This is a genomic window from Pseudomonas libanensis, from assembly GCF_001439685.1.
Classification (GTDB): domain Bacteria; phylum Pseudomonadota; class Gammaproteobacteria; order Pseudomonadales; family Pseudomonadaceae; genus Aquipseudomonas; species Aquipseudomonas libanensis.
The window spans coordinates 19,053-41,402 of sequence record NZ_JYLH01000018.1 but is presented as its reverse complement, the minus strand read 5'-3'; the positions used below and the strand labels follow the sequence as shown (position 1 = coordinate 41,402).

The window sequence follows — 22,350 nt, the reverse complement described above, 5'->3', positions numbered from 1 at the left end:
ATCACAAGGCAGCCAGCCCGCGGGCCAGGTCTGCCTGCAAGTCAGCGACATCTTCCAGGCCCACCGCGATGCGGATCAGGCTGTCACGGATACCGGCGGCTTCACGCTCCTGCGGCGCCAGGCGCCCGTGGGAGGTGGTGCTCGGGTGAGTGATGGTGGTCTTGCTGTCGCCCAGGTTGGCAGTGATGGAAATCAGCCGCGTCGCATCGATAAAGCGCCAGGCGCCGTCTTTGCCACCCTTCACTTCAAAGCTCACTACCGCGCCGAAACCACGCTGCTGGCGCTGGGCCAATGCATGTTGCGGATGGCTCTTGAGCCCGGCGTAATGCACTTTCTCGATACCGTCCTGCTGCTCCAGCCACTCGGCCAAGGCCTGAGCATTGGCGCAATGGGCTTTCATGCGCAGGCTGAGGGTTTCCAGGCCCTTGAGAAAGATCCAGGCGTTGAACGGGCTCAGGGTCGGGCCGGCGGTGCGCAGGAAGCCCACCACTTCTTTCATCTGCTCGCTGCGGCCGGCCACCACGCCGCCCATGCAACGACCCTGGCCGTCGATGAACTTGGTCGCCGAATGCACCACGATGTCCGCACCCAGCTTCAACGGCTGCTGCAAGGCCGGTGTGCAGAAGCAGTTGTCGACGATCAGCATCGCACCCTTGGCGTGGGCGATCTCGGCCAGCGCGGCGATATCGACCAGCTCGGCCAGCGGGTTGGAGGGCGACTCGACGAACAACAACTTGGTATTGGCCTTGATGGCCACATCCCAGCCGGACAGATCTGCCAGGGGCACGTAGTCCACTTCGATGCCGAAGCGCTTGAAATACTTTTCGAACAGGCTGATGGTCGAGCCAAACACGCTGCGCGATACCAGTACATGGTCGCCAGCGCTGCACAGGCTCATCACCACCGCCAGGATGGCCGCCATGCCGGTCGCGGTCGCCACGGCCTGCTCAGCGCCTTCCAAGGCCGCGATGCGCTCTTCGAACGCACGCACAGTCGGGTTGGTGTAGCGCGAATACACGTTACCCGGCACTTCGCCGGCAAACCGCGCAGCAGCGTCAGCGGCCGTACGGAACACGTAGCTGGAGGTGAAGAACATCGGGTCGCCGTGCTCACCTTCCGGGGTACGGTGCTGACCGGCGCGCACAGCCAGGGTATCGAAAGCTACGCCATCGAGGTCGCTGTCCAACCGACCGGCATCCCATTCCTGACTCATGCTGCGACTCCTTACTCAATACTTTATTTAAGATACAAAACCGGCCCCTCAGGGCCGGTTGTTACTCAGTTGTTATACAGGTCGATGATCGCGCTGACCGCCTGGGTCTTGATCTTCGACGAGTCGTTGCGCGCCTGCTCGATCTTGTTCAGGTAAGCCTCGTCGACATCACCGGTCACGTACTTGCCGTCGAACACGGCACAGTCGAACTGGTCGATCTTGATCTTGCCACCGCCAACCGCTTCGATCAGGTCCGGCAGGTCCTGGTAGATCAGCCAATCGGCGCCGATCAGGTCGGCCACGTCCTGGGTCGAACGATTGTGTGCGATCAGCTCATGGGCGCTCGGCATGTCGATACCGTACACGTTCGGGTAACGCACCGCAGGCGCTGCGGAGCAGAAGTACACGTTCTTCGCCCCGGCTTCGCGGGCCATCTGGATGATCTGCTTGCAGGTGGTGCCACGCACGATGGAGTCGTCCACCAGCATCACGTTCTTGCCACGGAACTCAAGCTCAATGGCGTTGAGCTTCTGGCGCACCGATTTCTTGCGCGCAGCCTGGCCGGGCATGATGAAGGTACGGCCGATGTAGCGGTTCTTGACGAAGCCTTCGCGGAACTTGACGCCCAGGTGGTTGGCCAGTTCCAGCGCAGCGGTACGGCTGGTGTCCGGAATCGGGATAACCACATCGATGTCGTGCTCTGGACGCTCGCGCAGGATCTTCTCGGCAAGTTTCTCGCCCATGCGCAGACGCGCCTTGTAGACCGAAACGCCGTCGATGATCGAGTCCGGACGCGCCAGGTAGACGTGTTCGAAGATGCACGGGGTGAGCTTCGGCGCCACGGCGCACTGGCGGGTGTGCAGCTTGCCGTCTTCGGTGATGTAGACAGCCTCGCCCGGCGCCAGGTCGCGGATCAGGGTGAAGCCCAGCACATCCAGGGAAACGCTCTCGGAAGCGATCATATATTCGACACCTTCGTCGGTGTGACGCTGGCCGAACACGATCGGGCGGATGCCGTGAGGGTCGCGGAAACCGACGATGCCATAACCGGTGACCATCGCCACTACCGCGTAGCCACCGACGCAACGGTTGTGCACGTCGGTAACGGCGGCAAACACGTCTTCTTCGGTCGGCTGCAGCTTGCCGCGCTGGGCCAGCTCGTGAGCGAACACGTTGAGCAGCACTTCCGAGTCGGAACTGGTGTTGACGTGGCGCAGGTCAGATTCGTAAATCTCCTTGGCCAGTTGTTCAACGTTGGTCAGGTTACCGTTGTGCGCCAGGGTAATGCCGTAAGGCGAGTTGACGTAGAACGGTTGAGCCTCGGCCGAGGTCGAGCTACCGGCAGTCGGGTAGCGCACATGGCCAATGCCCATGTGCCCGACGAGGCGCTGCATGTGACGCTGATGGAACACGTCACGCACCAGACCATTGTCCTTGCGCAGGAATAACCGGCCGTCGTGGCTGGTCACAATACCGGCAGCGTCCTGGCCGCGGTGCTGGAGGACGGTTAGCGCGTCATACAGCGCCTGATTGACGTTCGACTTACCGACGATACCGACGATGCCACACATGCGACGCAACCCCTACTTAATGAATCTTGACTGAACACAGCTTACTGAGGCGTTTGCGCCGGCAAGAGGTGTTCCTTGAACGGAAGATCAGCGGGTACGCTGATTCCGCTGGCCAGCCACTGACTGCTCCACCCCAATATGAGGTTCTTGGACCAATCTGCAACCAATAGAAATTTTGGCACGAGTACCGACTCCTGCCACCACGAATCCTGCTGTACCGGCCCCAGGCTCAACAGCCCGACCGCCACGACCACCAGCAACGCGCCACGTGCGGCGCCGAAGGCCATGCCGAGAAATCGATCGGTCCCGGAGAGGCCGGTGACACGTATCAACTCGCCAATAAGATAATTGACCATTGCCCCCACCAGCAGCGTGGCGATGAACATGATGGCGCAGCCCGCGATGACGCGAGCCGAAGGTGTCTCGATATACCCGGCCAGGTAGACCGACAGTGAACCACCGAACATCCAGGCTACGACTCCTGCGATGATCCAGGTCAGCAACGACAGTGCTTCTTTTACGAAGCCGCGGCTCAGACTGATCAAAGCGGAGATGGCGACGATGGCAACAATCGCCCAATCAACCCAGGTAAATGGCACAGTGCAGCCTACGTACGGATAAGGCGGCGCATTTTAGCAGAGCGCCGGGCGATGGGTAAGCTGTGATTGCGGGTGCTTTGCAAATCAATAGATTGGGCAGCATGAACGCCATTTCAAGCCCACCATAAACCAATGTGGGAGGGGGCTTGCTCCCCTGACGGCCTCATAATCGACAGGTATCTACGTGACGCACCTCGGTCAAATGTGGGAGGGGGCTTGCCCCCGATGGCGGCCTGGCAGCCGACCAGCATGTTGGACTTTGATTGAGTACATATCCGTTATTTAGGTTACGGCCACTATTGGTTCCGCTTTTACAGCGGGTCACTTTTGAAAAGAGCCCAAAAGTAACCAAAAGGCTCTTGCCCCACCACTCGGCACCTCGCTTAGGCTCGGTGTGCCCGTAATCCGACAGGGATTTGGGGGGGGCGCCTAAGATCAAAATCAAAAGCAGATCAAGAGCGGCTCGCTACGCATCGTGGTTACCGCCGGCAGCTACATAGTTGTGTAGATACCTACGGCCATCGGGGGCAAGCCCCCTTCCACATTGAGATTGCATGACTGCCTGTTTGAATCAGCCGCGCTCAGGCTGGAAGCGCACCACAAACCCATTGAGGTTCTGCTGGCGCCCCAACAAGTCCCGCAGGCGATCAGCCTCGGCACGTTCGATCAGCGGCCCGACAAACACGCGATTCTTGCCATCGGCACTACGGATATAAGCGTTATAGCCTTGGGCCCGCAGCTTTTTTTGCAGGGCATCGGCACTTTCGCGATTGGCCAGGCTTGCCAATTGGATCGACCAACTGATCGGCAGGCCATTGGGGTCGATGCGGCTCTGGCCCACGTCCGGCTTACCCGGCGCGGCAGGCTGCGGCGCTACCGGCTTGGGCGCCGGTGCAGGCGCAGCCGGTTTGGCGGCGACTGTCGGTGCCGGTGTCGGCTTGACCACCGGCACACTCGGCTGCACCGGCATCGAAGGCGCCTCTTGCGCGGCGACCTCCTCGTCAGTCGGCACGGGTTCTTCCGCTGGCAATGCCTGGGGCTCAGGCACCACCACCGGCTCGACCTGAACCTGAGGCACCACGGGCGCCTGGGGTGCAGCAGGCGCCTCAACCACGACCTGACGCTGCTCATCCTGGCGGGAAAACAGCATCGGCAGGAAAATCACCGCCAATGCCACCAACACCAGGGCTCCGACCATTCGCTGCTTGTATGCGCTATCCAGTAATGCCATGTGCAGCTTCCTCCGTGGAGCGCCGGGCCAACCATTCGAGCGCCTCGGCAACACAATAAAATGATCCGAACAACAGGATTTCGTCGTCGGCGGTCGCTACCGCACACTGAGCCTCGAGGGCAGCGGTGACGCTTGCATACGACGCCACCGGCGCACCAAGGTTCTGCAACGCAACTTCCAGCTCAATCGCCGGGCGGCTACGCGGCGTATCCAGCGGCGCAACGGCCCAAGACTGAACGCTGCCCAGCAACGGCGCAACCACGCCGTCAAGGTCCTTGTCGGCCAACAACCCGAACACCGCCAGGCGACGACCGGCCAGTGGCGTGCGCGACAGGCGTTGCGCCAGGTAGTGGGCTGCATGGGGGTTATGCCCCACATCCAATAACAGGTTCAGGCGCTTGCCTGCCCAATCGAAGGCCCGGCGATCCAGGCGCCCCACTACTTTGGTCGCCAGCAACGTCGCGGCAATCTGCCCGGCGTCCCAAGGCAGGTCCAACAGGAGGTAGGCTTGCAGCGCCAGCGCAGCGTTTTCCATCGGCAGGTTCAACAGCGGCAGATCCAGCAGTTCTACCGCCTTGCCACGCGCATCACGCCCGCGCCATTGCCAATGGGAAGCACCGATTTCAAGATTGAATTCGCGACCGCGCAGGTAGAATGGGCACTCAAGTTCGCGCACCTTGTCCAGCAAGGGTTGCGGCGGATCCAGGTCGCCACACAGCGCCGGCCTGCCCCGGCGGAAGATCCCGGCCTTTTCATACGACACCGACTCACGGGTATCGCCCAGGTAGTCGGCGTGGTCGACACCAATGCTGGTGACCAGCGCCAGGTCGGCATCCACCACATTGACCGTGTCCAGGCGCCCGCCAAGGCCGACCTCCAACACCACCACATCCAGTTGCGCACGCTCGAACAGCCAGAACGCCGCCAAGGTGCCCATCTCGAAATAAGTCAAGGAAATATCGCCACGCCCGGCATCCAGGGCGGCGAAGGCTTCGCATAACTGTTCGTCGGTGGCTTCGACACCATTGAGCTGCACGCGCTCGTTGTAGCGCAGCAGGTGCGGCGAGCTGTACACGCCGACTTTCAGGCCCTGGGCCTGCAACAGCGCGGCGACAAAGGCACAGGTGGAGCCTTTGCCGTTGGTGCCGGTCACCGTGATCACACGCGGTGCCGGCTGGCCCAACCCAAGGCGGGCCGCTACCTGTTGCGAGCGCTCCAGGCCCATGTCGATGGCGGACGGATGCAACTGCTCAAGGTAGGCGAGCCATTCGCCCAGGGTACGCTGGGTCATAGGTTTGCAGGCACCGGCGGCACGACAATTGGCTCGACTTTAGGCGCGACGTACACAGGGGTCGGCAGGCCCATCATTTGCGCCAGCAGATTGCCCAGGCGTGGGCGCAATTCGCCACGTGGAATGATCAAGTCGATTGCGCCATGCTCCAGCAAGAATTCGCTGCGCTGGAAGCCTTCCGGCAGTTTTTCCCGCACGGTTTGCTCGATCACTCGCGGGCCGGCAAAACCGATCAGCGCCTTGGGCTCGCCGACGATCACATCGCCGAGCATCGCCAGGCTGGCGGAAACGCCGCCGTAGACCGGGTCGGTCAGTACGGAGATGAACGGGATGCCCTCTTCACGCAGACGCGCCAATACCGCCGAGGTCTTGGCCATTTGCATCAGGGAGATCAAGGCTTCCTGCATACGCGCACCACCGGAGGCGGCGAAGCAGATCATCGGGCAGCGGTTTTCCAGGGCGTAGTTGGCTGCGCGCACGAAGCGCTCACCGACGATGGCGCCCATGGAACCACCCATGAAGGAGAACTCGAAGGCCGAGACCACCACGGGCATGCCCAGCAGCTTGCCGCTGACCGAGATCAGCGCGTCTTTTTCACCGGTCTGCTTCTGCGCAGCGGTCAGGCGGTCCTTGTATTTCTTGCCATCGCGGAACTTGAGGCGGTCGACCGGCTCCAGGTCAGCGCCCAGTTCGTTGCGGCCGTCGGCATCCAAAAAGATGTCGATGCGCGCACGCGCGCCAATACGCATGTGGTGGTTGCACTTGGGGCAAACGTCCAGGGTCTTTTCCAGTTCCGGGCGGTACAGCACCGCGTCGCAGGACGGGCACTTGTGCCACAGACCTTCAGGAACCGAGCTTTTCTTCACCTCGGAACGCATGATCGAAGGGATCAGTTTGTCTACTAACCAGTTGCTCATGCTTTCTTTCTCCAGTACCGGTGGCTTGAACACAGCCCCGCGTATGCCCTTGAGCTAAATTCATATGTGGCGATGATACCTGCGGGACGGGGTCAGACGTTCGACCTGCCATTTCCTGCCCGTATCCTCAGCCTTCCAGACAACCTGCCAGCGCAGGGTTGCCACTTCAATTTCCGGCCCACCACAGGCGGCGCCGGGCTGTTTTACACAGTGGTAGTTATGGACGGCGGCAGACTGCCAGCCGTCACATCCCAGCGCTGCTGTTGCGCACGGCCTGCACAAATGCGCGAATCTTGCCATGGTCCTTGACACCCTTGGCCTGCTCTACCCCGCCGCTGACATCCACCGCATAGGGTCGGACCTGGGCGATAGCCGCCGCGACATTGGCTGGATTGAGCCCGCCGGCAAGAATGATCGGCTTGCTCAGGCCCGCAGGAATCAGCGACCAATCGAACGCCTCGCCAGTGCCGCCCGGCACGCCTTCGACGTAGGTGTCCAGCAGGATCCCGCGAGCACCGGCATAGGCTGCGCATGCAGCGGCGATGTCGTCCCCCGCCTTGACCCGCAACGCCTTGATATACGGACGCTGGTAGCTCTCGCATGCCTCAGGGCTTTCGTCGCCATGGAATTGCAGCATGTCCAGCGGCACGGCATCCAGGGTTTCGTTGAGCTCGCAACGGCTGGCATTGACGAACAAGCCCACCGTGGTCACAAACGGTGGCAGCGCAGCGATGATTGCCCGCGCCTGCAACACATTCACCGCCCGCGGGCTCCTGGCATAAAACACTAAACCGATGGCATCCGCCCCCGCCTCGACTGCCGCGAGCGCGTCTTCTATGCGGGTAATCCCGCAAATCTTGCTGCGAACGGCTGGCATATCGTAGGAACCTCAGGGTTTGGACCGTGAAAGTCCCGGATGGTAACAAAAGCTTTTCCAGGCGTCAGCCGCCAAGTTCGCTGAAACCTGTGAGGAAGTGCGGCCCGATAAAGCGTTCCGGCAATTGGAACTCGTCGCGGTACTCCACATCCACCAGATACAGGCCAAACGGGTGCGCCGTGACGCCGCCCGTGCGGCGAATGCGGCTTTCCAGCACTTCCTTGGCCCACTCCACCGGGCGCTCGCCAGTACCGATGGTCATCAGTACGCCGGCAATGTTGCGCACCATATGATGCAGGAAGGCCCCGGCGCGGATATCCAGCACGATCATCTTGCCGTGCCGGGTGACCCGCAGGTGGTGGACCTCCTTGATCGGCGACTTGGCCTGGCACTGGCCGGCACGGAAGGCGCTGAAGTCATGCACACCCACCAGGTGCTGCGCGGCCTCGGCCATGCGCTCGGCATCCAGCGGGCGATGGTTCCAGGTAATTTCTTCATTGAGGTGTGCGGGGCGGATCTGATCGTTGTAGATCACGTAGCGGTAACGCCGGGCGATGGCCTTGAAGCGCGCATGAAAATGCGCCGGCATGACCTTGGCCCAGCTCACACTGACGTCATGGGGCAAGTTGATATTAGCCCCCATCACCCACGCCTTCATTGAACGCTCGGCCTGGGTGTCGAAATGCACCACCTGGCCACAGGCGTGGACACCCGCATCGGTACGCCCGGCACACATCAGCGACACCGGCGAATCAGCGACTTTGGACAGGGCCTTTTCCAGGGTTTCCTGCACCGTCGGCACGCCAGACGCCTGGCGCTGCCAGCCGCGATAGCGCGAGCCTTTGTATTCCACGCCCAGGGCGATGCGGTAAAAGCCTGCGGCCGCCATTTCGGCGGCCGCGTTATCTATATTTGCCAAGAACTGAGAGCCTGATGAGTTGCGCAAAGGCGGGCATTATAAAGGCGCCGGATGTGTGGCGGGCGTTTTGTTATGGATCGATGCCAAACAAGCCCCCTCCCACACTGTTTACAGCGCCAGGCTTTAGATGCGGCCGAGCATTTCCTTGGCTTCGCTACGCTGATCTTCATCACCCTCGGTCAACACTTCAGACAGGATGTCCTTTGCACCGTCCGCATCACCCATGTCGATGTACGCCTGGGCCAGGTCCAGCTTGGTGGCGACCTCATTGGTGCCCGAGAGGAAATCGAATTCCGGCTCCTCACCGCTCTGCGCCGCATCTTCTGCGGTGAAGGAAGGCTCGATGGGTGGATGTTCCAGGCTCTGGGACAAGCGGTCCAGTTCGGCGTTGACATCGTCCAGCTCCGACGAAAAGGCGTCAGGCTTGGCTGCGGAGGTGTTCGATTCATCTGCCAGAGACAGGTCGAAGTCTTCCGGCAGTTCGAATTCGTCCAGTGCAGCGGGTGTCAGAGTGGGAGGATCTACCGGCGGCACAGCCGCCTCCTGCCCTTCGAGGCCCGAAAGGAAATCGTCATCGGACTGCGACGCCGGCGGCTCCAGTTGCAGGTCCAGATCGAAGTCCGACAGGTCCTGCGCATCAGGCTTGCCTGCGGTCTGTTGCTGCAACAGCGCTTCAAAGGTTTGCTGGTCTTGCGCGATCTCGGCCGGCGAAGCGGCTTCCAGATCATCCAGGCTCAGGTCGAAATCGGTGTCGAACGCAGCTGTGTCCGCCTGGGGCGTCGGAGCCGGCTTATCGTCGAGCAAGTCCTTGACGTATTGCGCATCCAGGGCCGCGGCGGCCACTGCGGCACTGACACCCGCGGCCAACACGGCCATGGCCGGGAAGCGCGCCTTGAGTTGTTCGACCTGGGCGTGGTTCTCACCGTTGGCCACCAATTGGCGCTCCTGGGTGACAAAACCGTCCTTGTCGTTCTGCAGGCCGTAGACTTCCATCAGCTTCAGGCGCAGGTCGCTACGCTTGGGCTCGTGCTTGATGGCTTGTTCGAGCACATCAGCCGCCTGGTTCAGGTGGCCACGGTCGATATGGGACTGGGCTTGCGCCAGGGCATCGCTGGAGTTCTCCTGGGCCACGGCAACAGCCAGCGGCGCGAGCACAGAGGCGACAGTCGGCACGACAACGGGCTCAACCACCGGGGCAGGCGCTGGCGCGGACGCCAGCTTGACGCTCGGTGGTGGCACTTCAAGGCCTTCGAAACTGTCGGGCGGCAGATCTTGGTCAATATTGGGGGCAAACTCAGGCTCTTCGGCCAACGCCCGGGCCATGCGCAGGTGTTTTTCTTCTTCGCGGCGGGCATTGCGATGACGCGCCCACAGCAGCAAGAGCAGCAGTACGACCAGGATGGCTGCGCCGCCGATGATGCCAAGCACAATCGGGTTGGTCAGCAGGTCGTTGAACTTGCCTTCGGTGCTGGCCGGCGCCGCAGCCGGCTTGACCGGCTCCGGGGCAGGTTCAGGGGCCGGAGCCGCAACGGGCGCCGCAGGTGCTGCCGGCGCTGCCTCGGGCTCGCCGGCCAGCTGCGCAGGCATGGCCGCCGTTGCCGGCTCACCTTTTTCAGCCTGCAAGCGGGCGAGCTGGTCATTCTTCAGTTGAATCAGCTTTTGCAGCTTGTCCAACTGGCTCTGCAAGTCGGCGGCGCGGCTTTTCAGCTCTTCGTTATCGCGGCGCGTGGTGTCCAGCTCTTCCTGGGTCATCGCCAGTTTGTCGCTCAGGGCACGGCTATCAGCGGCCTTGCCCTTCACGCCTTTCTTGGCGGACTCGGCCGAGACCAGGCTCAAGTTGTCCTGGGCTGAGGTGCTCGACGGCGCATTGCCGGCCTGGGTGCGTTTGGTCGCATCCAACTGCGCCTTGCCGGCCACTTGGCTTTGAGGGGTACGGCGGCCTTGGCGCCAGGCGGCGTTCTGCACGCTGACTTCGGCAATCGCTTGCGGTTGCGCCAGCGCAGTGCTTTGTGTGGCATCCGGCAGGCGCAGGACCCGGCCGGTTTTCAGGCGGTTGATATTGCCGTCGACAAAGGCATCGGGATTGAGCGCCTGAATGGCCAGCATCGTCTGCTGGATCGAGGCACCATTGCGATTCTTCGCTGCGATTTCCCACAAGGTGTCGCGGGAAGTGGTGGTGTGCTGGGCCGGCTGGCTGACCGCGGGCGCAGTGCTGGCCGGCGCGCTGGCAGTCGGGGCCGGCTGGTCGAACTTGGCCGGGTCGAGCAGCACGCTGTAGTCACGCATCAGGCGGCCGTTGGGCCATTGCACCTGCATCAGGAAACGCACATAGGAATCGGGCAGCGGCTTGCTGGAGGTCACCCGCACCACGCTGCGACCTTCGGGGTTGATCACCGGTGTGAACGTCAGGTCATCGAGAAACGCCTGGCGGTCGACACCCGCATCCACGAAGGCCTGGGCCGAAGCCAGGCTCGGCGTGATTTCGGACGCCGTGAGGCCGCCCACGTCGCGCAATTCGATTTCCACCGACAGCGGCTGGTTCAACTTCGACTTGAGGGTCATCTCCCCAAGTTGCAGCGCCTGCGCCATACCGGAGGTCAGCGCCGAGGCGGCCGCTATTGCTAACACCAGTTTGCGAACTTGAACCATAGCCTCATCCTTTGTTTGAACACTCCCCGCCCTGCGAGAAGGTTGGTAACCGCTGCCATAAGGCATGGCGAGCCGATAGGTTACCGACGCGCTTGTGTTCCACTTGGGGCCAAGCATAGCGCCTGGCTAGAATCAATCTACAAATTGCCGCCAAGTATCTTTTACACAAGGCCTTTTATCAACAACTGCGCCAATTCCACGGCGTTCAGGGCCGAGCCCTTGCGTACGTTATCTGACGTCAGCCACAGATTTAGTTCCGCGGGGTCGTCGACACCTGCGCGAACTCGTCCTACGTATACAACGTCCTGGCCGACGGCGTCGCCTACAGCCGTTGGGTAATCGCCCTCCTCGACCAGCTCGATAGCCGGCGCTGCCTCGAGGGCGCGGTTCACCGCGACCAGATCGACCGGCGCGGCCAATTGCAACGACACAGTCAGGCTATCGCCAAAAAACACCGGGGCTTGAACGCAGGTTGCGGAAATCTTTAGCAAAGGTGTTTCCAGCACGGCACGCAACTCATGTACGAGACGTTTCTCCAGTTCTGTATGACCCTGGGCATCTGGGGTACCGACTTGTGCCAACAGATTGAAAGCCATTTGCCGGTCGAAGAACTTCGGCTCCAGCGGACGCACGTTCAACAGCTCGGCAGTCTGGCGGGCCAACTCGCTGACGGCCTCGCGGCCCTGGGCGGAAACCGCCAGGTTGGCGGTGACACTGACCCGCTGAATGTCCACCAAGCCACGCAGCGGCGCCAGCGCTACCGCAAGGTAGGTGGCGCAAGGGCTTGGGCTGCCGAGCTGGAACGGCTTTTTCAAACCCTCCAGCACATGGGCGTTAGCCTGCGGTACGACTTGCGGCGCCTGCTCGGCCGGCAGTGCGCCGGACAAGTCGATCACCGAACAGCCTGCGGCCGTGGCACGCGGGGCGAAGCTCAGGGTCACCGCCGGGCCTGCCGCAAAGAACGCAAGCTGCGCCTTGCTGAAGTCGAACTCGTCGACCTCCTTGACCCGCACGTTCTTGCCACGAAACGGCACCGAAGCCCCCGCCGAGTTACTGCCCGCCAGCAAATACAAAGTGCCCACCGGGAAATTCAGCTCTTCAAGGATCTGCACCAGGGTTTCGCCCACGGTGCCGGTGGCGCCGATTACGGCGATTTCAAAGGTCTGGGTCATGGGGGCTGCCTCGGGCGTTACGGGGGAGCGGCACTTTACCGGGTGGTTGGAGGCGAGGCAATTAGCCTGGGCCTTGTGGTGGGGCTGATGGCCCAATCGGGGGCAAGCCCCCTCCCACATCTTGATGTGTGAACGCATTCAAATGTGGGAGGGGGCTTGCCCCCGATTGGGCCCGAAAGACCAACAAAAAACCCGCGCCTGTCACCAGAACGCGGGTTTCTTTTACTACCTCAAGCGATCAACGCTCCAGCAAGATCCGCAACATGCGCCGCAACGGCTCAGCCGCGCCCCACAGCAGTTGGTCGCCGACGGTAAACGCGCCGAGGAACTGGCTGCCCATGTTCAGCTTGCGCAGACGGCCCACCGGCACATTCAGGGTGCCGGTGACCTTGGTCGGGCTCAGCTCCTGCATGCTGATATCGCGGTTGTTCGGCACCAGCTTGACCCAAGGGTTGTGCTGGCTGATCAGCCCTTCGATATCGGCGATCGGCACGTCTTTGTTCAGCTTGATGGTCAGCGCCTGGCTGTGGCAACGCATGGCGCCGATGCGCACGCAGATGCCGTCCACCGGGATTGGGTTTTTGAAGCGACCGAGGATCTTGTTGGTTTCGGCCTGGGCCTTCCACTCTTCACGGCTCTGGCCGTTGGGCAGTTCCTTGTCGATCCACGGGATCAGGCTGCCGGCCAATGGCACGCCGAAGTTCTCGGTCGGGTAAGCATCGCTGCGCATGGCCTCGGCCACACGGCGGTCGATGTCGAGGATCGCACTGGCCGGGTCAGCCAGTTGATCGGCGACAGCGGCGTGGGTCGCGCCCATCTGCTTGATCAGTTCACGCATGTTCTGCGCGCCGGCACCGGAGGCCGCCTGATAGGTCATCGCGCTCATCCACTCCACCAGGCCGGCTTCGAACAGGCCGCCCAGGCCCATCAGCATCAGGCTGACGGTGCAGTTGCCGCCCACGTAGTTCTTGGTGCCGGCATCCAGTTGCTGGTCGATGACCTTGCGGTTGACCGGGTCGAGGATGATCACCGCATCGTCCTGCATGCGCAGGCTCGAGGCGGCATCGATCCAGTAGCCCTGCCAGCCGGCTTCGCGCAGCTTGGGGAAGACTTCGCTGGTGTAGTCGCCACCCTGGCAGGTCAGGATCACGTCGAGGCTCTTCAACTCTTCAATGCTGTAGGCGTCCTTGAGCGGGGCGATATCCTTGCCCACGGACGGCCCTTGGCCACCTACGTTCGAAGTGGTGAAAAACACCGGCTCAATAAGATCGAAATCCTGCTCTTCCAGCATCCGCTGCATGAGCACGGAACCGACCATACCGCGCCAACCGATCAGACCTACACGTTTCATCGCAACTACACCTTGTTAAAAAGTGGACCGTCTTGCAGCAACAACTGCAAGCGGGCCCGAGAGATTACAGATTCCGCAGCGCGGCGACTACTGCGTCGCCCATTTCTTGCGTACCCACCTTGGTGCAACCCTGCGACCAGATATCGCCCGTGCGCAAGCCCTGATCCAGCACCAGGCTGACGGCCTTCTCGATCGCGTCCGCGGCATCGCCCAGGTTGAAGCTGTAGCGCAGCATCATCGACACCGACAAAATCGTCGCCAGCGGGTTGGCAATGCCCTGCCCCGCGATGTCTGGCGCCGAACCGTGGCACGGCTCGTACATACCTTTATTGTTGGTGTCCAGGGACGCCGACGGCAGCATGCCGATGGAACCGGTGAGCATCGAGGCCTGGTCGGACAGGATATCGCCGAACAGGTTGTCGGTGACGATCACGTCGAATTGCTTGGGCGCGCGCACCAGTTGCATGGCGGCGTTGTCGACATACATGTGGCTCAGTTCGACGTCCGGGTAGTCCTTGGCGACTTCTTCGACGATTTCGCGCCACAGTTGGCTGGAGGCCAGTACGTTGGCCTTATCCACCGAGCAGACCTTCTTGCCACGCACGCGGGCCATGTCGAAACCGACCCGGGCGATACGGCGGATTTCGCTCTCGCTGTACGGCAGGGTGTCGTAGGCCTGGCGTTCGCCATTTTCCAACTCACGCACACCTCGTGGCGAGCCGAAATAGATACCGCCGGTCAGCTCGCGCACGATGAGGATATCCAGGCCTGCCACCACTTCCGGCTTGAGGCTCGACGCGTCAGCCAATTGCGGGTAGAGGATGGCCGGGCGCAAGTTGCCGAACAGGCCCAGTTGCGCACGGATTTTCAACAGGCCGCGCTCGGGGCGGATGTCACGGTCGATCTTGTCCCATTTCGGCCCGCCCACGGCGCCGAGCAGCACGGCGTCAGCCGCACGGGCGCGATCCAGGGTTTCGTCAGCCAGAGGCACGCCATGCTTGTCGATGGCAGCGCCGCCGATCACGTCGTGGCTCAGCTCGAAGCCCAGGCTGTACTTGCTGTTGGCAAGCTCAAGGACCTTGACCGCTTCGGCCATGATTTCCGGGCCAATGCCGTCGCCAGGGAGAATCAGAATCTGCTTGCTCATGCGTTCCTCATTTCATCAAGCGACCCGCCCGCGGGCAGGTCGGGGAAAATCAATCAGCGTTCGGCGAAGACCACCAGCACATCGGTGCTGAAGGTGCCGTCGGCTTGAATTTCGTAATAATCGCGTACTTCCTGGCCCATCGCCTTTTGCAGCTCAAGGATTGCTGCACGCAGTACCTCTGGCGTGCGCATGCGCTCGACCCACGAGGTGTATTCCAGGCGCAAGCGCTGGCGGCTGCTGTTGCGTACGTGCAGGCCGGCCTCACTCAACTGGCGCATCCACTCGGCGCCGGAGTAATCACGCACATGGCTGGTGTCGCGCAGCACTTCGACGGTTTGCAGGTAAGTGTCCAACAGCGGGCTGCCCGGTGACAAGACATCCACAAATGCTGCCACGCCACCCGGCTTGAGTACACGGCGCACTTCACGCAGGGCCAGGCCGAGGTCGCTCCAATGGTGGGCCGAGTAGCGGCTGAACACGAAGTCGAACTCGCCATCGGCAAAGGGAAGGCGTTCGGCGGCGCCGTGTACCGTACGGATGTTGCCCAGGCCACGATCCATCGCAGCGGCGGCGACCACGTCAAGCATCTGCTGGGACAGGTCGTAGGCCACCACTTCTTTGACCAGAGACGCCACCTGGAAGCTGACATGACCAGCACCGCAGCCCAGGTCCAACAGTCGTGCAGCGCCCTGCCCGGCCAGTTCGGCTTGTAGCCGTGCGAATTCGGAGCCCTGGGCGTGTACGGTGCTGCTCAGGTAGGCTGCTGCCTGTTCGCCGAATTGCTTTTGCACGACTTGAGTGTGGGCGGTGGTGGTCATGGTGGCTTTCCTTGGGGTTTGTGGTGGTTGCACTGGCGCTATCGCAGGCAAGCCAGCTCCCACAGTTGACCGAGGTGTTCAGGCGAACATCGATCCATGTGGGAGCGGGCTTGCCCGCGATGGGGCCGGCACGGTTACCGCAAATCAGGCATCACGAAACAACCAGGGCTGGCTCGCCCGATGCTTGGCTTCAAACGCGGCAATCGCATCGCCGTCCTGCAAGGTCAGGCCGATGTCGTCCAGGCCGTTGATCAGGCAATGCTTACGGAACGCATCCACTTCAAAGTGGTACACCTTGCCATCCGGACGGGTCACGGTCTGCGCGGCCAGGTCCACCGTCAACTGGTAACCGACATTGGCCTCCACTTGCTGGAACAACTCGTCCACTTCGGCGTCGCTCAAGATGATCGGCAACAGGCCGTTCTTGAAGCTATTGTTGAAGAAGATGTCGGCATAGCTCGGCGCGATAATGCTGCGAAAGCCGTATTCCTCCAGGGCCCACGGCGCGTGCTCACGGCTGGAGCCGCAGCCGAAGTTTTCCCGGGCCAGCAACACGCTGGCGCCCTGGTAACGCTCGGCGTTGAGCACAAAGTCTTTGTTCAGCGGGCGCTTGGAGTTGTCCTGGTAGGCATAGCCCACGTCCAGGTAGCGCCACTCATCGAACAGATTGGGGCCAAACCCGGTGCGCTTGATCGATTTCAAGAACTGCTTGGGGATGATCTGGTCGGTATCGACGTTGGCGCGATCCAAAGGGGCGACAAGGCCAGTGTGTTGAGTGAAAGCACGCATCGGGTATTCCTCAGATCAATTCGCGAACGTCGATGAAACGACCGTTGACGGCCGCCGCGGCAGCCATGGCCGGGCTGACCAGGTGGGTACGCCCGCCGGCGCCCTGACGCCCTTCGAAGTTACGGTTGGAAGTGGACGCGCAATGCTCGCCCGACTCCAGGCGGTCCGGGTTCATCGCCAGGCACATCGAGCAGCCCGGCTCGCGCCACTCAAAACCGGCCTCGAGGAAGATCTTGTCCAGGCCTTCGGCTTCAGCCTGGGCTTTGACCAGGCCGGAACCTGGAACCACGATGGCTTGCTTGATGGTCGAGGCGACCTTGCGCCCCTTGGCGATCACTGCCGCGGCGCGCAGGTCTTCGATCCGCGAGTTGGTGCAGGAGCCGATGAATACGCGATCCAACTGGATGTCGGTGATCGCCTGGTTGGCTTTCAGGCCCATGTACTTCAAGGCGCGCTCGATGGAACCGCGTTTGACCAGGTCGGTTTCCTGGGCCGGGTCCGGCACGTTCTGGTCGACGGCCAGAACCATTTCCGGCGAAGTACCCCAGCTGACTTGCGGCTTGATCTGGGCAGCGTCGAGTTCAACCACGGTGTCGAACACTGCATCGGCATCAGACACCAGGTCTTTCCAGGCCTCTACCGCGGCGTCCCAATCCGCACCGCTTGGCGCGAATGGACGACCCTTCACGTACTCAACGGTTTTTTCGTCCGCCGCCACCATGCCCACGCGGGCACCGGCTTCGATGGACATGTTGCAGATGGTCATGCGGCCTTCGATGGACAGGTCGCGAATCGCGCTGCCGGCAAACTCGATGGCATGGCCGTTGCCGCCAGCGGTGCCGATCTTGCCGATCACGGCCAGTACGATGTCCTTGGCGGTCACGCCAAACGGCAAGGTGCCTTCGACGCGCACCAGCATGTTCTTCATCTTCTTGGCCACCAGGCACTGGGTGGCGAACACATGTTCCACCTCGGAGGTGCCGATGCCATGGGCCAGGGCGCCGAACGCACCGTGGGTGGAGGTATGGGAGTCGCCGCAGACCACGGTCATGCCCGGCAAGGTCGCACCCTGCTCCGGGCCGATGACGTGGACGATGCCTTGACGCACATCATTCATTTTGAATTCGGTGATGCCATATTCGTCACAGTAGTCGTCGAGGGTCTGTACCTGCAAACGCGAGACCTGGTCGGCAATGGCTTCGATACCGCCCTTGCGCTCAGGCGTGGTCGGCACGTTGTGGTCCGGCGTGGCGATGATCGAGTCGACGCGCCAGGGCTTGCGCCCGGCCAGTCGCAGGCCTTCGAACGCTTGGGGCGAGGTCACTTCATGGATGATGTGACGGTCGATATAGATCAGCGACGATCCATCATCGCGACGTTTCACTTCATGGGAATCCCAAAGCTTGTCGTAAAGCGTTTTGCCGGCCATCAGTCGGTCCTCATCAGCGGTGTTTCTATACGCCGGGCTTTTCAATAACCCTTTGGCTTGTGAGGCTGATGGTAGGGCGCTACATTAAATAACTCAAATTCATATTTTTTATGCTTTGGATTACCAACTGGAATAGCACCATGGACCTGGCCAACCTCAACGCCTTTATTGCCATCGCTGAAACCGGCAGTTTCTCGGGTGCCGGCGAACGCCTGCACCTGACCCAACCGGCCATCAGCAAACGCATCGCTGGCCTGGAACAACAACTGAAGGTGCGTCTGTTCGATCGCCTGGGCCGTGAAGTGGGTTTGACCGAAGCCGGGCGAGCCCTGCTGCCTCGCGCCTATCAGATCCTCAATGTGCTGGACGACACCCGTCGTGCCCTGACCAACCTCACCGGCGAAGTCAGCGGGCGACTCACTCTGGCCACCAGCCACCATATAGGCCTGCACCGCCTGCCACCGATCCTGCGCACGTTCACTCGGCAATACCCGAACGTGGCATTGGATATTCAGTTTCTCGATTCGGAAGTGGCCTACGAAGAAATCCTCCACGGTCGTGCCGAAGTGGCAGTGATTACCCTGGCGCCCGAGCCCCACAACCTGGTGCGCGCCACGCCGGTCTGGGATGACCCGCTGGATTTCGTGGTGGCGCCCGAACACAGCCTGATCAGCAACGGCTCCATCAGCCTGGCCGATATCGCCGCGCACCCGGCAGTGTTCCCCGGGGGCAATACCTTCACCCACCACATTGTCAGCCGATTGTTCGAGGCCCAAGGCCTTGCGCCGAATATCGCCATGAGCACCAATTACCTGGAAACCATCAAGATGATGGTCTCCATCGGCCTGGCCTGGAGCGTGTTGCCGCGCACCATGCTCGATGACCAGGTGGCAAGTATCGCTTTGCCGGGCATACAGCTCAGTCGCCAGCTAGGCTATATCGTGCACACCGAAAGGACGCTGTCGAACGCTGCGCGGGCCTTCATGAGCCTATTGGATGCACAGGTCGATCTGCCAGGGTTACCGGCATGACACCGTGCGGCCCCGGGTTCCAAGTACTACCGCGCTGTTTTCCCAACGAGCCAAGGCCCTTTGATAATGCGCAATCCCGTCGACCCGATACCTCCCCTGCCCCGCATCTACGCCCTGGACCCTCAAGCGGCGGAACAAAGCTGGGATAGCGCTCCGCAATTGCTGGCGGCCCTCAATGCCGCCCGGCTGGGTGCCTGGTGCTGGGAAATCGATACCGGAAAAATCAGTTGGTCCCGGGGTACCCAGGCGTTATTTGGCTTTGATCCTCGCCAGCCACTGCCCAAGGACCTCGACTATCTCGATCTGCTCGCACCGGAGGACCGAACCCGCGTGATACGCGGTTTTCACGCGGTACTCGCCGGGGAGCCATTCGAGCGCGCCATGCATCACCGCATCCAGTGGCCCGATGGCAGCCTGCACTGGCTGGAGATCAGCGGCAGCCTGGCGCCAGACAAAGCGGGGCGCCGCCGCATGATCGGAGTGATTCGTGAGATCACGCATCAGCGCGAACGCGAACATGCCCTCAGTCATTCAGAAAAGCGCTTCGCCACGCTGTTCCATTTGTGCCCGAACATGGTGCTGCTGACGCGCCAGGCCGACGGTTTGATCAGCGAGGCCAACCAGTACTTCGAAATGCTGTTCGGCTGGCCGGTGGCCGACGCCATCGGCCGCACCACCCTGGAGCTGGGCTTGTGGCGCGACCCTGAACAGCGCGCACTGCTGGTCAAGGCCACCCAGCGCAAGGGCGAGCCCATGACCATGGAGGTGCAGTTCTGCGCCAGCAACGGCCAGATCCACGACGGCACGCTCAGCGCCCAGAAGGTCGAGCTGGACGGCGAGGCCTACCTGATCAGCACGTTCCTCGACACCACCGAGCGCAAAAATGCCGAACAAGCGCTCAAGGACAGCCAGGAACGCCTGGACCTGGCCCTGGATTCGGCACAGCTGGGCACCTGGGATTGGCACATACCCAGCGGCATGCTCTACGGCTCGGCTCGCGCGGCGCAATTACACGGCCTGGACCCGGCACCGTTCCACGAGTCCTTCGATGCGTTTTTCGAAGGCATGTCCGATGAAGATCGCGAGGGCATGCGCAACGCCTATCGCAGCTTGCGCGAAGGTCCGGGTGGCAACTATCAGCTGACCTATCGCGTGCTGATGGAGGATGGCAGCCCACGCTACCTGGAAAGCCGCGCCCGCCTGTATCGCGACGAGTTCGGCCACCCCTTGCGCATGGCCGGCACGTTGCTGGATATCACCGACCAGGTCGAGCGCGAGCAACGGCTCACAGCCTCCGAAGAAAAATTCGCCAGCTTGTTCCAGGCCAGTCCCGACCCGATCTGCGTGACCAACCTGGACAGCGGCGCCTTTATCGAGATCAACCCCGCGTTCACCCAGACCTTCGGCTTTACCGCCGCCGAAGTGATCGACAAAAGCGCCGAACAGATCGGCTTGTGGGACGACTCCAGCAAGCGCCTGCAACGCATCGAGCAGGTGATTCGCGAACAGGCCCTGAGCAACGTAGCCGTCGTAGTGCATCACAAGGACGGCCAAAGCCTGACCTGCGTGATTTCCAGCCGCTTGATCAAGGTCAGCGACCAGTCGTGCATCGTCACCACGCTGCGCGATATTACCCAGCAGCAACGCTCGGAAGCCGCGCTCAAGGCCAGTGAAGAGAAATTCGCCAAGGCATTCCACTCCAGCCCCGACGCGATTTCCATCACCGAACGCGACAGCGGCCGTTATGTGGAGGTCAATGATGGTTTTTGCCGCCTGACCGGTTACCGCACCGAGGAAGTAATCGGCCTGACTCTCTACCAGATCGGCATCTGGGCCGATGAAAACCAGCGCGCCGCCCTACTGGCCGAGCTGCAGATCAAGGGGCGCATTCATCATCTGGAAATGCTCTGGCGCAACAAACGTGGCGAGGTGCTGGCGGTGGAGGTTTCGGTTGAGCCGATCACCTTGAATGAAACCCCATGCCTGCTGCTGACCGCACGGGACGTCAGCCTGTTGAAAAACGCCCAGGCGCAGATCCGTCACCTGGCGTACCACGACCCGCTCACCAACCTGCCCAACCGTGCGCTGCTGATGGATCGCCTGAGCCAGCAGATCGCCTTGCTCAAGCGCCACAACTTGCGCGGCGCCCTGCTGTTTCTTGACCTAGACCATTTCAAGCACATCAACGACTCCCTCGGCCATCCGGTGGGTGACACCGTATTGAAAATCGTCACCGCACGCCTGGAAGCCAGCGTACGCATGGAGGACACCGTGGCACGCCTGGGTGGTGATGAGTTTGTGGTACTGCTCAGCGGCCTGGAGGGTTCGCGCCAGGCCGTGAGCAGCCAGGTGCAAGCATTGGCCGACACCCTGCGCGAGTTGCTTTCGGAACCGATGTTCCTCGACGGCCATCGGCTGCAGGTCACGCCGAGCATCGGCGTGGCGCTGATTCCCGACCATGGCAGCACACCGGCCGACCTGCTCAAGCGTGCTGACATCGCCCTGTACCGCGCCAAGGATTCAGGACGCAATACCACGCAGATGTTCCACAACAGCATGCAAAAAACCGCCAGCGAGCGTCTGCGCATGGAAACCGACCTGCGCCTGGCCTTGTCACGCGGTGAGTTCAGCGTGCATTACCAGCCTCAAGTAGACGCGCGCGGCAACAGGATTGTCGGTGCCGAGGCCCTGGTGCGCTGGCAGCATCCGCAACTGGGGGCGCAGTCGCCAACGGAATTTATCAAGGTTTTGGAAGACAGCGGCCTGATCCTGGAAGTCGGCACCTGGATTCTCGATGAAGCCTGCGGCGCCTTCGCACAATTGATTGCCGACGGCCTGGTGGACCCGCTCAACTTCAGCCTGTGCGTGAACATCAGCCCGCGGCAGTTTCGCCAGAATGATTTCGTGGAACGGGTGGAACGCAGCCTCGAACAACACCAACTGCCCTTCAGCCTGCTGAAACTGGAGATCACCGAAGGCATTGTCATCCAGAACCTTGACGACACCGTGGCGAAGATGCGCCGCTTGAAAAAGCTTGGCGTGAGCTTCGCGATGGATGATTTCGGCACTGGCTATTCATCCCTGACCTACCTCAAGCGCCTGCCGGTGGACGCATTGAAAATCGACCAGTCGTTCGTACGCGATGCCACCCACGATCCGAACGATGCCGAAATCATCCGCGCCATTGTGGCCATGGCCCGCAGCTTGAACCTGGAGGTGATTGCCGAGGGCGTGGAAACCCCGGAACAACTGGCGTTCCTGCAACAGCTGGGCTGCCATTTATTCCAGGGTTATTTGCACAGCCGGCCGTTACCGATAGAGGGTTTCAGGCGGCTACTGGAGTAGC

The 22,350-nt window shown here is 61.6% G+C and carries 17 protein-coding genes; 2 read left to right on the top strand and 15 right to left on the bottom strand.

Translation table 11 applies throughout. The features are described 5' to 3' along the window. Position 1 precedes the first annotated feature (1 nt). The 15 genes from TU73_RS23780 to leuC all read right to left on the bottom strand — a co-directional run bounded on the left by TU73_RS23780 (position 2) and on the right by leuC (position 17,973). The gene (locus tag TU73_RS23780; protein ID WP_057014255.1) at positions 2 to 1,213 is read right to left on the bottom strand and encodes an O-succinylhomoserine sulfhydrylase; all 1,212 of its coding nucleotides are present in this window, start codon (positions 1,211 to 1,213) and stop codon (positions 2 to 4) included. A 65-nt stretch (positions 1,214 to 1,278) separates the two neighbouring features. Beyond that, positions 1,279 to 2,784: an amidophosphoribosyltransferase gene (purF, locus tag TU73_RS23775; RefSeq protein WP_015884965.1), complete on the bottom strand. Its 1,506-nt coding sequence runs from the start codon at positions 2,782 to 2,784 to the stop codon at positions 1,279 to 1,281. Between the two features lie 41 nt (positions 2,785 to 2,825). After that, positions 2,826 to 3,383 (bottom strand): CvpA family protein, encoded by a 558-nt coding sequence (locus TU73_RS23770; protein ID WP_005789751.1) that lies wholly within the window; start codon positions 3,381 to 3,383, stop codon positions 2,826 to 2,828. A 571-nt stretch (positions 3,384 to 3,954) separates the two neighbouring features. Continuing rightward, the gene (locus TU73_RS23765) at positions 3,955 to 4,614 is read right to left on the bottom strand and encodes an SPOR domain-containing protein (RefSeq protein ID WP_057014254.1); all 660 of its coding nucleotides are present in this window, start codon (positions 4,612 to 4,614) and stop codon (positions 3,955 to 3,957) included. Next, positions 4,598 to 5,905, bottom strand: coding sequence for a bifunctional tetrahydrofolate synthase/dihydrofolate synthase (gene folC / locus TU73_RS23760; protein ID WP_057014253.1), 1,308 nt, complete (start codon positions 5,903 to 5,905; stop codon positions 4,598 to 4,600). Before folC ends, TU73_RS23765 begins: the two co-directional genes overlap by 17 nt. Then, on the bottom strand, positions 5,902 to 6,822 hold the full coding sequence (gene accD, locus TU73_RS23755) for an acetyl-CoA carboxylase, carboxyltransferase subunit beta (protein WP_032888267.1): 921 nt from the start codon (positions 6,820 to 6,822) through the stop codon (positions 5,902 to 5,904). Before accD ends, folC begins: the two co-directional genes overlap by 4 nt. 244 nt (positions 6,823 to 7,066) lie before the next feature. After that, positions 7,067 to 7,699, bottom strand: coding sequence for a phosphoribosylanthranilate isomerase (locus TU73_RS23750; RefSeq protein WP_057014252.1), 633 nt, complete (start codon positions 7,697 to 7,699; stop codon positions 7,067 to 7,069). Positions 7,700 to 7,763: 64 nt separating this feature from the next. Continuing rightward, the gene (gene truA, locus TU73_RS23745) at positions 7,764 to 8,588 is read right to left on the bottom strand and encodes a tRNA pseudouridine(38-40) synthase TruA (RefSeq protein ID WP_057014251.1); all 825 of its coding nucleotides are present in this window, start codon (positions 8,586 to 8,588) and stop codon (positions 7,764 to 7,766) included. 153 nt (positions 8,589 to 8,741) lie between these two features. Continuing rightward, a complete protein-coding gene (locus TU73_RS23740; protein WP_057014250.1) occupies positions 8,742 to 11,267 on the bottom strand; it encodes a motility hub landmark protein FimV in 2,526 nt (841 codons plus the stop codon). Between the two features lie 161 nt (positions 11,268 to 11,428). Next, entirely contained in the window at positions 11,429 to 12,439 is a 1,011-nt protein-coding gene (locus TU73_RS23735) for an aspartate-semialdehyde dehydrogenase (protein ID WP_057014249.1), read from the bottom strand. Positions 12,440 to 12,677: 238 nt separating this feature from the next. After that, complete coding sequence (gene asd / locus TU73_RS23730; protein WP_003192554.1) at positions 12,678 to 13,790, bottom strand: aspartate-semialdehyde dehydrogenase; 1,113 nt, start codon at positions 13,788 to 13,790, stop codon at positions 12,678 to 12,680. A gap of 64 nt (positions 13,791 to 13,854) precedes the next feature. Beyond that, on the bottom strand, positions 13,855 to 14,937 hold the full coding sequence (leuB, locus tag TU73_RS23725; protein ID WP_057014248.1) for a 3-isopropylmalate dehydrogenase: 1,083 nt from the start codon (positions 14,935 to 14,937) through the stop codon (positions 13,855 to 13,857). 53 nt (positions 14,938 to 14,990) lie between these two features. Then, positions 14,991 to 15,755, bottom strand: a complete 765-nt coding sequence (locus TU73_RS23720) for a class I SAM-dependent methyltransferase (protein WP_057014247.1) — start codon at positions 15,753 to 15,755, stop codon at positions 14,991 to 14,993. Positions 15,756 to 15,899: 144 nt separating this feature from the next. Continuing rightward, positions 15,900 to 16,544, bottom strand: a complete 645-nt coding sequence (leuD, locus tag TU73_RS23715; RefSeq protein WP_003192559.1) for a 3-isopropylmalate dehydratase small subunit — start codon at positions 16,542 to 16,544, stop codon at positions 15,900 to 15,902. Between the two features lie 10 nt (positions 16,545 to 16,554). Continuing rightward, positions 16,555 to 17,973 (bottom strand): 3-isopropylmalate dehydratase large subunit, encoded by a 1,419-nt coding sequence (gene leuC / locus TU73_RS23710; RefSeq protein ID WP_057014246.1) that lies wholly within the window; start codon positions 17,971 to 17,973, stop codon positions 16,555 to 16,557. 140 nt (positions 17,974 to 18,113) lie between these two features. On the opposite strand from leuC, the gene TU73_RS23705 reads away from it, so the two are divergent. After that, positions 18,114 to 19,004 (top strand): LysR family transcriptional regulator, encoded by an 891-nt coding sequence (locus TU73_RS23705; protein ID WP_043051274.1) that lies wholly within the window; start codon positions 18,114 to 18,116, stop codon positions 19,002 to 19,004. Between the two features lie 66 nt (positions 19,005 to 19,070). Continuing rightward, complete coding sequence (locus TU73_RS23700; protein WP_057014245.1) at positions 19,071 to 22,349, top strand: sensor domain-containing protein; 3,279 nt, start codon at positions 19,071 to 19,073, stop codon at positions 22,347 to 22,349. Position 22,350 lies beyond the last annotated feature (1 nt).